The 13,356-nt window shown below is 65.5% G+C and carries 13 protein-coding genes; all 13 read right to left on the minus strand.

The annotated features are described in order from the left end of the window. Positions 1 to 1,233 carry a flagellar hook protein FlgE gene (locus I6F20_RS10945; protein WP_025034317.1) on the minus strand — a complete coding sequence of 411 codons (1,233 nt, stop codon included), beginning with the start codon at positions 1,231 to 1,233 and terminating at the stop codon, positions 1 to 3. A 106-nt stretch (positions 1,234 to 1,339) separates the two neighbouring features. After that, positions 1,340 to 1,921, minus strand: coding sequence for a transglycosylase SLT domain-containing protein (locus tag I6F20_RS10950; RefSeq protein WP_036027417.1), 582 nt, complete (start codon positions 1,919 to 1,921; stop codon positions 1,340 to 1,342). Next, positions 1,872 to 3,215, minus strand: coding sequence for a flagellar hook-length control protein FliK (fliK, locus tag I6F20_RS10955; RefSeq protein WP_225126164.1), 1,344 nt, complete (start codon positions 3,213 to 3,215; stop codon positions 1,872 to 1,874). The genes I6F20_RS10950 and fliK overlap by 50 nt, the downstream gene beginning before the upstream one ends. After that, on the minus strand, positions 3,212 to 4,387 hold the full coding sequence (locus I6F20_RS10960; RefSeq protein ID WP_036027420.1) for a chemotaxis protein: 1,176 nt from the start codon (positions 4,385 to 4,387) through the stop codon (positions 3,212 to 3,214). The genes fliK and I6F20_RS10960 overlap by 4 nt, the downstream gene beginning before the upstream one ends. Continuing rightward, a complete protein-coding gene (locus tag I6F20_RS10965; RefSeq protein ID WP_036007025.1) occupies positions 4,384 to 5,697 on the minus strand; it encodes a MotB family protein in 1,314 nt (437 codons plus the stop codon). Before I6F20_RS10965 ends, I6F20_RS10960 begins: the two co-directional genes overlap by 4 nt. A 6-nt stretch (positions 5,698 to 5,703) precedes the next feature. Continuing rightward, positions 5,704 to 6,399: a FliH/SctL family protein gene (locus I6F20_RS10970; RefSeq protein ID WP_225126166.1), complete on the minus strand. Its 696-nt coding sequence runs from the start codon at positions 6,397 to 6,399 to the stop codon at positions 5,704 to 5,706. Then, positions 6,396 to 8,021: a flagellar basal-body MS-ring/collar protein FliF gene (fliF, locus tag I6F20_RS10975; protein ID WP_036007021.1), complete on the minus strand. Its 1,626-nt coding sequence runs from the start codon at positions 8,019 to 8,021 to the stop codon at positions 6,396 to 6,398. The genes I6F20_RS10970 and fliF overlap by 4 nt, the downstream gene beginning before the upstream one ends. Before the next feature lie 296 nt (positions 8,022 to 8,317). Beyond that, positions 8,318 to 9,232, minus strand: coding sequence for a flagellin N-terminal helical domain-containing protein (locus I6F20_RS10980; protein ID WP_057030126.1), 915 nt, complete (start codon positions 9,230 to 9,232; stop codon positions 8,318 to 8,320). 269 nt (positions 9,233 to 9,501) lie between these two features. Further along, positions 9,502 to 10,410, minus strand: a complete 909-nt coding sequence (locus tag I6F20_RS10985) for a flagellin N-terminal helical domain-containing protein (protein WP_057030125.1) — start codon at positions 10,408 to 10,410, stop codon at positions 9,502 to 9,504. A 264-nt stretch (positions 10,411 to 10,674) separates the two neighbouring features. Then, positions 10,675 to 11,415: a flagellar type III secretion system pore protein FliP gene (gene fliP, locus I6F20_RS10990; RefSeq protein WP_225112060.1), complete on the minus strand. Its 741-nt coding sequence runs from the start codon at positions 11,413 to 11,415 to the stop codon at positions 10,675 to 10,677. Further along, entirely contained in the window at positions 11,412 to 11,855 is a 444-nt protein-coding gene (locus tag I6F20_RS10995) for a flagellar basal body-associated FliL family protein (protein ID WP_346275990.1), read from the minus strand. Before I6F20_RS10995 ends, fliP begins: the two co-directional genes overlap by 4 nt. Before the next feature lie 42 nt (positions 11,856 to 11,897). Further along, positions 11,898 to 12,605 (minus strand): flagellar basal body L-ring protein FlgH, encoded by a 708-nt coding sequence (gene flgH, locus I6F20_RS11000; RefSeq protein ID WP_225126168.1) that lies wholly within the window; start codon positions 12,603 to 12,605, stop codon positions 11,898 to 11,900. Further along, positions 12,606 to 13,352 (minus strand): MotE family protein, encoded by a 747-nt coding sequence (locus I6F20_RS11005; protein ID WP_225126169.1) that lies wholly within the window; start codon positions 13,350 to 13,352, stop codon positions 12,606 to 12,608. Positions 13,353 to 13,356 lie beyond the last annotated feature (4 nt).

A 13,356-nucleotide genomic window follows, 5' to 3' on the forward strand; every position in this document is an offset into this window, starting at 1 on the left:
TCAGCGCTTCAAGTTGACGACGACATCCAGCAGATCCGAGCCGGTCTGGAACGATTTCGAGTTCGCCGTGAAGCCGCGCTGGGCCTCGATCATGCCGGTGAGTTCGTCCGCAAGGTCGACGTTGGAGTCCTCCAGGGCACTGGACTGGATCGTGCCGAGCCCACCCGTGCCGGCATTTCCGACCTGCGCGTTGCCGGAATTCATGTTGGTCGAATAGACGTTGCCGGGCTCGGGCGTCAGATTGTCGGGGCTCGCGACGTCGGCGAGCATGATGGTGTAGAGCGTCAGCTGCTGCCCGTTCTTGAGGATCGCCGTCACATGGCCGGCATCGTCGATATCGACCTTGTCGATCGCCGAGGGAACGCTGCCATTGACAGTGGCCTTGAAGCTGAAGTCGGTGCCGACCTGGGTCAAGTTCGACAGGTCAAAGGTCATCGCCGCACCTCCGGGAACGGTGAAGGCGAGACCGGTCGGGCTCGCCGCGGCGAGCGCGCCCCTGCCGGCCGCCGTGGTGTCGAAGGTGAAAGTGGTGGCGGCGCCGAGCGAGGTGCCCGTCGCGGAGTCGTAGACCCCGATCTGCCAGGTATCCGAGCCGGCAGCCGTCGCCGTGTGGGACATATAGACGTCGAGCGTAACGGCCTGGCCGATATTGTTGTAGGCCACGATCGAACTCTTCGATGAATATGACGCCGGGCCGGGCGGGCCAGCAATGACAGCCGCTTTCGGATCCAAATTGCCGGTCGTGAGCGTTCCCGCCGTTGACGGCACCGGCACCTGCGAGACCTGGGCGATGTTGACGATCTGCATCCCGGACAGGCTGTTCTGCGAGAAGTTGGTCACGTTGCCGGGCTGGCCGAGAAGATAAAAGCCGGCCCCGTTGACCAGATTGCCCTGGCTGTCGGGCACGAACGAGCCGGCCCGCGTCAGATATTGCTGCGTGTTGTTGGCGTTCGACACGACGAAGAAGCCATTGCCCTGGACGCGGAGGTCCGTGGTCGACGTGGTATACTGCGTATTGCCCCCGTCGCTGATGGCATAGCGGACCTTGGTTTCGACAGCGCCGGAATCGTAATTGCCGGAGCCGCTCTTCAGGATCAGCGAGGAGAACTCCGTCGAAGCCCGCTTGTAGCCCGTCGTGTTGACGTTGGCGATGTTGTCCGAGACCGTCGACAGCTTGTTGGACTGCGCGTTCATCCCGGAAACGCCGGTGCGCATAACACCATACAGGCTCATGAATTGGGCTCCTTTGGTAGGTTGCAGCTACAATGGGGGTTCTTGCTTGCGCGGGGCTGATGATTGGGCGCGATGCACAACTTGTCGTGGTCCGGTCAGCTCTGCTTCAGCTCGTCTTGGGCTGGCAGAACGAGCGCGCCTTGTCCGTCCACGCGCCGAAACCGCTCGAGACGAGATGCGCAACAATGTGACAGACATAGCGCTTCTGCGCCGGCTGATTGTTGGGGCCCGCGTTGTAGCGCGCGACCGCCATGGTCCAGCTGCCTTCGCGCTGCTTCAACTCCTTCAGGAACCGCGCGGCGTACTCGACGTTCCCCGCGGGATCGAACATCGCCCGGACCGAAGCGAACTTTTCGGCGTGATAATAATGGTTGATCTGCATGCAGCCGAGATCGATCAGCTTGATGCCTTTGCTGCGCATGGCCTCGAAATTCGCGATTGCATCGTTGATGTCCTTCGCGAACACGGTCTGGCCGTCGGCCCCGAGCGCGTAAGGATGGAGCGCGCCACGCCGGCCGGTCTCGGTGAGGCCGACCGCATAGAGAATGCCGAGCGGAATCCCATGCTGCCGGGCCGCGCGCGTCATCTCGCGCTCGCAGGGGCGCGCAGTCTCGGCGGCGGCTTCCGAAGCGCTCGCGTTACAGATAAACAGGGCCGCGACGGTGATGCGGCGCCACGTCCTGCTCATGACGCGTCTCCTGGTTGAACTGGCGCTCCTGGCGAGCCTGTTTCGCGCCGCCGTCGGATTGCCCCGACGACGTGCCGGCACCGCCGAACGCGCCTTGCGACTGCGGCGAGGATTGTTGCTGGCCCGAGAGCTGGGGCTGGGACTGGCCGGAGCCGCTCTGGAATCCGTCCAGCGAGCCGTGCTGGACCGGCGCGACGTCGGCGACGTAGCCGGCCGACTGCATGAGCTCGCGGATCTGGTCGCGCTGCTGGTCGAGCATCTGGCTCGTGTCCTTGCGCTCGGCCGCGAGCTGGACGGACACTTCGGTGCCGACGAGACGCAGGCGCACCGTGACGTTGCCGAGGGCGGGCGGTTCGAGATTGACCGTCAGGATCCTGAGCGGCTGATCCGGTGCGTTGGTCTGGGATGCGGCGAGATCGGGTGCCGCGGACGCAGCCGGTGCCGAGGACTCCTTCAGCTCGGCGACGACTGCATTGGCAACCTGCTGCGGGGCGTTGAACTGCGCCGGTGGCAGATGGGTTTCCTGCTGGACCACGGTGACCTTGGTCGTCTCGGGTAGCGCGGCGCGCGCCGAAGCCTTGGCAGCGCGCTCGACATCGGCCGTAACCGCCTCGAAGCCGGGTGATGCCGGCCTTGCGCTCGAGGCTTCCGCACCTTGCGTCAGCGCAGATTGCGACGCCGCCATCGCTTGCGAAGCCGCCGCCTGCGAGCGCGCGCCGGCCGGGGCAGGACTGGATGGACCGGCATCGCCGGTCGCCGCCTTCACCGCGCCCGGTGCCTCGTGCTTCGCCGAGGGCGACCGCTCGTCACGCGCGGGCGCGTCCTTGTCTGCGGAGGGCACTTGCATCTGCGGTTTCACGGCAGACACAGCAGCGATCTCCTGCCCGACCATCACAGCGATGCCGGATTGATCCTGGCGATCTGTCCCGGTGAGATGATCGACCGGACGTGGTTGCTCCGCCAGCTTGTCGGACTTGGTGTCGGAGGTCTCGTCCATGGACTTTGGATCAGCAATGGTCGCGACGCGTTCGCGCAGCGCCGCCTCCTTCGGCTGCTCCTGCTCGGCCGGATGGATCGAACGCGTGCGCAGCGTTCCGGTCTTCGCGGCCGCCTCGCTGCCGTCTTCGCTCAGCGCCTGCTTGGCGAGATTCGAGACGGTGTGGAGCAGATCGTTGAAGGACGAGTTCGCCTGTGGTTTGGTCGCGGTACCCTTTGCCGCGCGCGACCCGCGCATGTTGAGACTCTCGGCGAGACCGTTGAAGAGCTGTCCGGAGGTTCCACTGAGCTTGGTCATGGCCGGCGATCCTTGGTCAGGAGTTCGAGCTCCCCGAGCTGCTTCTGCGCGCGTGCGAGCGTCGCGGTCGATGACGCCAAATCGAGTCGCGCCGGCGTTGCCGGAGGCTTGTCCGCTGCCGCGGCGGATCCGCCCGCGAACGGCTTGCGAACGTCGAGCGCGAGCTGCACCGTGGCATTGAGAAGGGGGACGTCGCGTTCGGGCAGCTTCGACCGGTCGAGCGCCTTCAGTTCGGCGAGACCGCCGTCATATTCGTCGGTGAGCACGCGCGAGGCGCCGCGGAGGAAATGGGCGCGCTCGCGTTCCGCCGATGCATCCGCGCTCAGGGTCAATGCCCGCTCGCCCGCAAGTCGGGTCACGGTCAGCCGTCCGCGCACCATCGCGGCGCGCGCCATCATGAGATAGAGCTTGAGGCGGCTGGCGCGATCGATCTGCTCGAGCAAGGCTGAGATCCGTGCAAAGCGGCGCTCGTCGAGTGCCAGGCTCGATTGCGTCAGCCCCGCGGAGAAGCGCTGCCAGAAATCGCCCGCATAGATCGAGTTGCGGTAATGGCGGATATAGGCCAGCGTCAGGAACTCGAACTTCTCGAAATCCTCCGCCTGCCCCACCAGCAGGATCTCGCGCCGCAGGGCCGCCTCCTCGACCAGCGTGCCGGGCAACAGCAGGCGCGCATCGTCCAGGCGCTCGATCGCGAGCGAGGCCTCGGCGCGCGCGAACAGCGCGCCCTGAACCAGCGCGACCTGTCCGCCCAGTCCCGAAGGAATCGTCCGCGGCTTGATCTCCTTGAGCAGCTCCCGTGCTTCCTCCTGGCGACCCTCGACATAGGCGAGCGCACCGTTGAACAGCCGCTCGTCGACGTTCAACTTGTCGCGCGGCAGTTTGCGGACGATTTGCGGCGCACCGCCGCTGAGCAGGTAGATAACGACCGCCTGGCCGTTCCGCGGATTGCTCCACACCGCGGGATCGGCCGCGAGAAACTTCTCGCCGATTTGCCGGATCAGCGCGATATGACTGCCATGTGCGGCGGTGTCGCCATTGGCGATGCCGTCCTGCACCGCTTGCAGCGCGCGGACGAGCTCATAGGGTTCGCTGCCCTGGGGTGCAGGCTGGGCAAGCGCATTTGCCGCGATGAACGGCAGCAGCAAGACGGCGCGGCGCAGCAGCCTGATCAAGGTCGCTTCTCCCGGATCAGGATTTCGATCCGGCGGTTCTGGGCGGCCGCCGGATCGTTCGGGAGCTTCGGCCGCCGATCGGCGTAACCTTCGATATGCTCGATCCGCCGCGCATCGACGCCGGAACGGACCAACATGTAATAGGCCATCTGCGCACGCGCGGTCGACAGCCTCCAATTGTCGTAGGTTTCCGATCGATACGGCCGATTGTCGGTATGCCCGCGGACGATGATCATGCCCTGGCGCTTCATCAGCAGCGGCCCGATCTTGTCGATCACGCGGATCAACTCGGGCCGCGGCTCGGCCGAGCCGACCGCGAACATGCCGAAGCTCGCATCGTCGGTGAGGCTGACCAGGAGCCCTTCCTCGACCTGACGCACCTCGGCCGCCGGCCCCGCCCCTGCTTTGATGTCCGACAGCGCCTCCGCGACCGCGGACTGAAGCTGCTTGAGGGTGGGCTGCTGTGTTTGCGCCGCGTCGCGCGCCTCCGGCTCCTTCGCCGCATCGTTGGGACGAGCCTGCGGGGCGGTGCTCACCTGGACGCCAGCTTGGGCGCTGCCCTCGCGCGGCGACTGCGTCGGTGCGGCGCCCGGCGGCATCAGCGGCGACAGACTTGCGGACGAGCTCTCCGGGCCCGGAGCCACGTTGCCGCCGGCATCATCCGTCCTGCTCCGGCGCGCCTGCACCTCGCCCGGATTTGCCCCGGCTGCGCCGTCTCGCGCGGAGGCATTCGGCTTCGGCTCGCTCTCGATGAAGCGATCGGCGTCCTTGGACGCCTGTGGCGCCAGCTTCCAATAGCCGGGATCGAATGGATCGCGATAGGCATCGCCCCCCTTCAGGCCGTCCTCTTCAGCGGAGGTCAGAGCACCGGCGCGCCGCTGGCCCGTCGACTGGTTCGCGCTGTTGGCGATCTCGGCGAGCGTCGCATAGGGGTCACGGAACAGGACCTTCTCCTCGAAAGAGGCCGGCTTCTCAGCCGTCGGAGAATCGCCGCGCCTTTCCTCGTTCGTGCCGGCCGGCTGACGCTTGCCGTCCTGGCCTTCGAACGACGACGGCTCCTTGTTGGAGAGATCCTTGAGGCCCTTTGGGGCAGGTGAGTTCTCAGCGAGCTTGATCGGGTTGAAATAGCTCGCGACGACCTGCTTCTGGTCCTGGTTGAGCGCGTTGAGCAGCCACATGACCAGGAAGAACGCCATCATCGCGGTCATGAAGTCCGCATAGGCGATCTTCCAGACGCCGCCGTGATGCGCCTCCTCGGCGAAGGCGCTGCGGCGGCGGACGATCACGATCTCATGCTTGACCTCCTCCATGGCGGACTACCGGCGCGCTTCCTTGAGGCGTTCACTCCAGGCGGAGATCTGCGTCTCGATCACGGTCTGATCGGCCACGACGCGCACCTCGAGCGTCTCGGCGGCCTCGTATGCGATGCCGGTTCGCCTGGACGCCTCGAGCTGCGTCTTCACGAGATCCAGCAGCTCGCTCGGGCCGGTGACCTTGAAGGCGGGCGCCGACGAGCTGCCGGTCAGCGCCGCGATCTGCTCGACCAGCGATCCGATCGCCTTGTCGCGCACCGCATCAGCGAGGAACGGCAGCAGGATCCGCGCCACGGAGCTTGCGATGTTGGTCTCGATCTCGCGGCAGGCCGCCTCGAAGCCGCTGACGATCGCGACCGCCTGCTGGTCGGACCATTTGGCTCGCTCTTCGCCGAGCCGGATCGCACTGCGGACGCGCTCCTCGGCCAATTTGGCGTCGCCTTCCGCGACGCCCGCGGCATGGCCGCGCCGATAGGCATCGTCCAGGAGATTGACCGGCGGCGCTTCCGTCGCGGGCGCAGGGGACTGAGCCTGAAGCTGCGTGTGGGCCTGCGGCTGCGATTGAGGCTGCGGATCGCGCCTCGCCTCCTTTGGCCTGGTCAGCACGTCCTGGATTTTCGGAGGCGGGGGCGGCGGCGACGACTTGACCCGGCCGTTCGCATCGAACTGCGTCAGGAGTTTTCCGATTGCCGCGTTCATGCCGCCTCCTCGCGTCGCATCCAGTCTTTAAGGATCGCCGCCGCCTGCGTCTGATCGAGCCGGACGATCTGCTCGAGCCGCTTCTGCGGCGTTCGCTGCATCTTGCCTTCGAGGTCTTCGACGAGGTTGAGCTCGGCCTCCTCGCCGTCGGGCAGCGCAAGGGCCGCCGAGGCCTCGAGCTGGGCGGCCTCGGCCGCCTCGGCCTGCTCCTGCTCCGCGCGATGGGTCAGGATGCCGTTGACCGCCGGCCGCAGCCCGAACCAGACCAGCATCGAAGCCACGGCCAGGATCGTGATCGCGTTGATGACGCTGCCGAGCTGCTTGTTGATCATCTCGACGAAGCTGATCGGCGGCACCGGCGCCAGCTCACGCGAGCCCTCGATGAAATCGACGGCCGTCACCTGGATCTGATCGCCGCGCGCCTTGTCCAATCCGCCCGCGGTCGCCGCGAGCTGGCTGATCTCGGCGAGCTTGCTGTCGATGATGGCCTGGTTGCTCTTGTCGCCGAGATCGGCAACCAGCCGAGCGCGATTCACCAGGACGGCGATGAACAGCTTCTTGACCGAATAGCCGTCGCTGACCGTCGTTGTGGTCTTGGAGGAGACCTCGAAATTGGTGACGTCCTCGCGGCGGGTCTTGTCCTCGCTGGAGTTCTTGCCGCCGCCCGCATTCACCTGCTGGTCGGGGAGATTCTGCTGCACCGTGGTCGGCGACGAGCGGTCGGCGTTCTGCGAGGATTCCTTCTCGCGTACGGCCCGCACCGAGCGCTCGGCGCGGTTCTCGGGATCGTAGACCGTCTCGTTGATCTGCCGCTTGTCGGTGGACAGCTGCGGAGCGACGCTCACCTCGAAATTGTCGAGGCCCAGATACGGCGTCAGCGCCTTGCGGATGCTCTCCTGCACCATGCCGCTGACCGTCTTCTGCAGGCTCGCCATCTTGGTTGGCGCGGCGCTGGCCTCGTCCTCTTCGGCGAGCAGCATCGAGCCGTCGGCATCGAGCACCGTCACCTTGTCGCGGCTCATGCCGGGAATGGCGGCGGCGACGAGATGCCGGATCGACTGTGCCGTGCGCGCCTCGATCGCGCCGTCGGTGCGCAGCACGACCGATGCCGAAGGCGGCTGCTGCGTGGCGCGGAACGAGCCGCGCACCGGCAGCACGATATGCACGCGCGCCGCCTTCACGCCCTTCATCAGCTGGACGGTGCGGGCGATCTCGCCTTCGAGCGCGCGCAGCTTGGTGACCTCCTGCATGAACGAGGTCAGCCCGAGCGAGCCGATCTTGTCGAACAGCTCGTAACCGGAATTGGCGCTGGTCGGCAGCCCCTTCTCGGCGAGCAGCATCCGCGCCTGCATGGTCTGGCTTGGACGCACCGAGACCGCATCGCCGGCGGAATTGACGTCGAAGGTGATGTTCTGCTCGCGCAGTGCCGCGCCGATGCGCGTCACGTCTTCGCGGGTGAGGCCGGTGTAGAGCGTTTCGAACTCGGGGCGGCTGAGATAATAGGCGCCGCCGACGACGGTGACGAGAACCGCAAAACCGATCAGTCCCAAGGCCATCAGGCGTCGCGGCCCAAGCTCCAGCAGATTGTTGAGCAGTTGCTGTACCTGCGCACGACTGAGCATATGACCTCGTACCAATGCGAATGGTGACGACACTCAGCTGCCAACCTTGTCTGAAGGTTGCGCGAGGCGCGAATGTGTGGGTTCGCTGGCGAGGCGTTGCAATTATGCAAGACGGGGCGACGCAATCGGTTTGGCAGGCGCGAGCGAGCGCTCGGGCGCACGGCAGCCCGACCGGCCGCGGCATGTCGCAAGACGTATGACGAAGGTTCGATTGCCGGCATATCGCGTGTCGGCGCCCACCATCACGGCGGGGACCGTGCTCCCTGAGGGAGCACGGTCGTTTTCGAGAGCGCCGCTTAGCCGCGGAACAGCGACAGGATGCTCTGGCTGTTCTGGTTGGCGATCGACAGCGCCTGAACGCCGAGCTGCTGCTGCGTCTGCAGGGCCTGAAGGCGGGTCGATTCCGCGTTCATGTCGGCGTCGACGAGCTGGCCGACGCCGCGATCCACGGAGTCCATCAGGGTCTTGACGAATTCCGTGTTGGTCGAGATGCGGTTCTTGACCGCGCCGAGATCGGCAGCGGCCGAGGCCACCGAGTTGATGGCGGCGGTGACCTGCGCGATGTAGGCATCGAGCGTGGTCTGGTCGGCGGCCGAGTCGGTCAGCGCGGAGATGTTGATCGTGTCGACCGAGGCGCTGCCGGCCACGGTGTCCAGGATACCGGTCTGCGTCGTCGAGTAGAGCGTGTAGTTGGCGGTCGTCACCGTGATCGAGCCGATGGTGGGCGTACCGCCGACGCGGGAGTAGGACGAGACGAGGTTGAAGCTCGTCGGGGTGGTACCCGTCGTCGTGCTCAGCCAGTTGATGCCGTTGAAGGTCGCCGAATTGGCCTTCAGCTTCATGTCCTGCTGGATCTGGGTGATGTCCGCCTGGATCTTGGTGCGGTCGATACCCGCGGTCTTGGCTTCGACCAGCAGCGCCTGGAGCTTGGTCAGGCCGGATTCCTTGTCGCCGATCACCGAGGTCAGAGCGGTGTATTCGGTGTCCACGGTCGCAGCCGACAGGCCGAGCGAGTCGGAGACAGCGGACAGCGCGGCGTTGTCGGAGCGCATCGACGTTGCGATCGACCAATAGGCGGCGTTGTCCGAAGCGGTGGACACGCGCTGACCGGTGGAAATCCGGTTCTGCGTGGTGGCGAGTTGCGTGCTGACAGACCGCAGGGTCTGCAGCGCGGTCATGGCGGAGGAGTTGGTGAGAAGACTAGAACCCATTTTGATGTCCCTTTGAAGATTGACTTGAGTTGGGGACATACCGGGCTTGCACCGGTACGACAGGGCGGCGTCATGCCTTTGGGCGTGCCGCAAACGCGGGTTCAAGGCCCAATCTGTCGTAGCGGCGAGGTTAGCGAGCGAAGCTTGTGCGGGGCTTGTGGCCCTGTGTTCCGGCCGCAACAGTCGGCCGGACTTGGGCGCGCGTGGCCATGCCCAAACGAAAGGGCCGCGCTTCGCGAGAAGCGCGGCCCTCCTCCGATGACTTCCGCTTAGCGGAACAGCGACAGGATGCTCTGGCTGCTGTTGTTGGCGATCGAGAGCGCCTGCACGCCGAGCTGCTGCTGGACCTGAAGGGCGGCCAGGCGGGTGGATTCCGCGTTCATGTCGGCGTCGACGAGCTGACCGACACCGCGGTCAACCGAGTCCATCAGCGACTTCACGAAGTTCGTGTTGGTCGAGATACGGTTCTTGACGGCACCGAGATTGGCGGCGGCCGAGGCCACCGAGTTGATCGCAGTCGTGACCTGCGCGATGTAGCCATCGAGCGTGGTCTGGTCGGCCGCCGAGTCGGTCAGCGCGGCGATGTTGATCGTGTCGACCGACGCACTGCCAGCCACAGTATCCAGAATGCCGGTCTGCGTGGTCGAGTAGAGCGTGTAGTTGGCCGTCGTCACCGTGATCGAGCCGATGGTGGGCGTGCCGCCGACGCGCGAGTAGGATGACACGAGGCTGAAGCTCGTCGGGGTGGTACCCGTCGTGGTGCTCAGCCAGTTGATGCCGTTGAAGGTCGCCGAGTTGGCCTTCAGCTTCATGTCCTGCTGGATCTGGGTGATGTCCGCCTGGATCTTGGTGCGGTCGATACCTGCAGTCTTGGACTGGACCAGCAGCGCCTGGAGCTTGGTCAGACCCGAGTCCTTGTCGCCGATCACCGAGGTCAGAGCGGTGTATTCGGTGTCGACGGTCGCGGCAGACAGGCCGAGCGAGTCGGACACCGCCGAGAGCGCGGCGTTGTCGGAGCGCATCGACGTTGCGATCGACCAATAGGCGGCGTTGTCCGACGCGGTGGCGACGCGCTGGCCGGTCGAGATCCGGTTCTGCGTAGTGGAGAGTTGCGAACCCACAGACCGCAGGGTCTGGAGTGCGGTCATGGCAGTCGAGTTCGTAAGCAGGCTTGACATTGCGAATGTCCCTTTATGTACGCGTTTACATTTTCACGAGGGGACATACCGGGCTTTCACCGGTACGGAAGGGCGGCATCATGCCTTTGGACCGATCTGTGTGGGTCCAACCCGCCGTACCGTGTTGCTAGCACGCCGAATCTTGCTTCCGCATTAAGACGAGCTTGAATTCCGCAGCAAAATCATATGGTTAAAATTACGCGCCGCTAACCATATCCAGCGCGTTTCGTTTAACCATAATCGGCCGGCGGGCGCTCGCGGCGCTCACGAGAACGAGCGGACCAGCCCGGAGGCCAGCAGATTCCAGCCGTCGATCAGCACGAAGAACAGCATCTTGAACGGCAGCGCGAGGATCGTCGGCGGCATCATCATCATGCCCATCGACATGGTCAGCGTCGCCACGATCATGTCGATCACCAGGAACGGCAGGATGATGAGGAATCCGATCTCGAACGAGCGCCGGAGCTCGGAGATCATGAAGGCCGGAATGATGACGCGCAGATCGACCCGCTTGTCGTCGAACTTCCTGCGGAAGCTTTCGGCGGCGAGCGCTTCGAAAGTCTGGAGATCCTTGTCGCGGACATGGGCCAGCATGAACTCGCGGAACGGATCGGTGATCTTCAGATAGGCTTCCTCTTCCGAGATCTCGTTCTTCATCAGCGGCTGGACGCCGGTTTCCCAGGCCCGGTCGAAGGTCGGCGCCATGACATAGAAGGTCATGAACAGCGCGAGACTGATCAGCACCAGGTTGGCAGGCGTGGTCTGGAGGCCGAGACCTGCGCGCAGGAACGACAACGCCACCGCAAATCGCGTGAAGCTCGTCACCATGATCAGCAGCCCCGGCGCCACCGACAGCACCGTGATCAGCGCCATCAGTTGGATGATCCGGCCGCTGGTCGAGCCGTTTCCGGGCGGCAGCAGGGAATTCAGGTCCGGAATCTGGGCCAGCGCCGCTTCGGGCAGCACGACCAGAACCAGCGCGAGCAGCAGGACTTTCACCCTCACTGGATCACCAGCGTCTCGATGATCAATTCGCGGACCTTGCCTGACGAGCGGATATTGGCGCGCTCGGTCAGGTCGTCGCGCAGATGCTGGAGCCCGCGCGATCCTTCGAACTGCGCGACCGTCGCCGACCGCAGATAGGTCACGATGTCCTCGCTGATGTGGGCGGCCAGAATGCCGGCATCCTCGTCGCTCATGCTGTCGGTCACCATAGAGGCTTCGATGCGCGCCCAATTGTTGGCCGGCGCGGCGAGATTGGTCACGATCGGGGACAATTTCCGGAGCCGCGCACTGCCGCTGTAGCTCGACGCGATCGGCGGGGACGTGGCGTTCTTCTTCGCGTCGGCAACCCGCTCGGCGGTCGCGATCAGATGCAGACCGGCAATCGCGCCCGCGCCGATCGCGATCAGGGTCAGCACGACGATGGCGGCGATCAGGCGCATGGCGTCCCCTGGCATCGCAACGCGCCCCGGCCGGCGCCGGTCTCAGAACGGTGCCACGGCGTCATAGATCCGGTGTCCCCATCCAGGCTGCTGCACGTCCGACAGATTTCCGCGCCCGCCATAGGACACGCGCGCCTCGGCGATCTTGTCGTAGGAGATGGTGTTGGCCCGCGAGATGTCGCGCGGACGCACGATGCCGCCGACCTTGAGCACGCGCATCTCCGTGTTGACGCGAAATTCCTGCGAGCCGCTGATCATCATGTTGCCGTTGGGCAGCACGTCGGTGACGACGGCCGCGATCGAGAGCCTGATGTCCTCGGTGCGGTCGATCTGGCCGTTGCCCTTGATCTGGGTATTGGTGCTGAGATTGGCGTTGGCCGAACCCGTGTCGTTCCATCCAGCGATGTCCATCAGCCAGTCGAGCCCGAACTTGACCTGCGAATCGCGCGAGCGGCCGGTCTTGTTGTCGAGCTTGGCCTTGTCCTGCATCGAGATGATCACCGTCACGACGTCGCCGGTGCGGCGGGCGCGCGGATCGCGGTAGAGATCGGTGCCGTCGTCCCAGGTCGAGCGATAGCTGACGGGCGTGCGCATGCGCGGCGTCACCGGGATCGGATCGGCCTGCATCCGCAGGCCGCTGCCGACAGGCGACATCTGTGGACCGGTCAGGACTTCGGCCGGATCATGGTAGCACCCGGCCACGAGCACGGAGGCCGCGAGCAGCGAGAGGATGAGGATCGGCTTGGTCATCTATTTGCTCTTTCCGTCGTCCACGCGACGCATGCCGCCGAGCAGGTCTGCGAGGTGCGCCGCGCGTGCCGTGTCCATCTCGTTGAAGATCGCGCTCGAGCTGCGCGGGCTGAGCTTGGCGAGCACGGCGGCAGCGGTCTCGTCGGCCATGCCGGCGATCTGCGTCGCCGCAGCTTCGGGCTTCATGCGCGAATAGATCTCGACGACGCTCGCTTCGGCCTTCTTCAGGAAGTCGTCGCGCAGCGCCATCCACTTCTCGTATTCGGCGCGCTTGGCCTCGACCTCGGCGATGCGCTCGCGCAGCAGGCTCTCGGCCTTCTCGAGCTCCTTGAGCTGCCAGGCCAGCCTGGCATCGACGGCGGGATCGGCGACGTTGCTGCAGAACAGCGCGATTTCGTTGTCCGGGGGCGGCGCAGCCTGCGGCGGTGCAGGCTTCGGCGGCGCCGTGACGCTGCCAGGCTTGGCCGGACGGGCAGGCGCCGGTGTCTCCGGCACCGCACCGGTGACCGCGGGGCCCGAATCTTCGGCCGCCCATGCCGTAGCCCGGACCGAAGAGTTGTCGACAGGTGTCGCGGTGGCCGACGGCTGCGGCTTCTGCGGTCCGCCCGCGCGGGCGCGGGCGAAGGAGAGCAGGTTGAGCGGTTTCGACGGCTTGGCCTCGTCCAAGGCGAGCGCGGGCGAGGCGCTCGCGAGCATTGCTGCCGCGGCCAGCAGGAGGAGTTTGCCTTTGTGATCCAGCTTCAGCATCGGG

Origin of the sequence: Bradyrhizobium sp. IC3123, assembly GCF_020193625.1 — a bacterium.
Taxonomy (GTDB): domain Bacteria; phylum Pseudomonadota; class Alphaproteobacteria; order Rhizobiales; family Xanthobacteraceae; genus Bradyrhizobium; species Bradyrhizobium yuanmingense.

Excerpts from the sequence above, each read along its gene's own strand:
- I6F20_RS10945 (WP_025034317.1), bottom strand. The coding sequence starts at position 1,233 with ATGAGCCTGTATGGTGTTATGCGCACCGGCGTTTCCGGGATGAACGCG.
- I6F20_RS10950 (WP_036027417.1), bottom strand. The coding sequence starts at position 1,921 with ATGAGCAGGACGTGGCGCCGCATCACCGTCGCGGCCCTGTTTATCTGT.
- fliK (WP_225126164.1), bottom strand. The coding sequence starts at position 3,215 with ATGACCAAGCTCAGTGGAACCTCCGGACAGCTCTTCAACGGTCTCGCC.
- I6F20_RS10965 (WP_036007025.1), bottom strand. The coding sequence starts at position 5,697 with ATGGAGGAGGTCAAGCATGAGATCGTGATCGTCCGCCGCCGCAGCGCC.
- I6F20_RS10970 (WP_225126166.1), bottom strand. The coding sequence starts at position 6,399 with ATGAACGCGGCAATCGGAAAACTCCTGACGCAGTTCGATGCGAACGGC.
- fliF (WP_036007021.1), bottom strand. The coding sequence starts at position 8,021 with ATGCTCAGTCGTGCGCAGGTACAGCAACTGCTCAACAATCTGCTGGAG.
- I6F20_RS10980 (WP_057030126.1), bottom strand. The coding sequence starts at position 9,232 with ATGGGTTCTAGTCTTCTCACCAACTCCTCCGCCATGACCGCGCTGCAG.
- I6F20_RS10985 (WP_057030125.1), bottom strand. The coding sequence starts at position 10,410 with ATGTCAAGCCTGCTTACGAACTCGACTGCCATGACCGCACTCCAGACC.
- I6F20_RS10995 (WP_346275990.1), bottom strand. The coding sequence starts at position 11,855 with ATGCGCCTGATCGCCGCCATCGTCGTGCTGACCCTGATCGCGATCGGC.
- flgH (WP_225126168.1), bottom strand. The coding sequence starts at position 12,605 with ATGACCAAGCCGATCCTCATCCTCTCGCTGCTCGCGGCCTCCGTGCTC.
- I6F20_RS11005 (WP_225126169.1), bottom strand. The coding sequence starts at position 13,352 with ATGCTGAAGCTGGATCACAAAGGCAAACTCCTCCTGCTGGCCGCGGCA.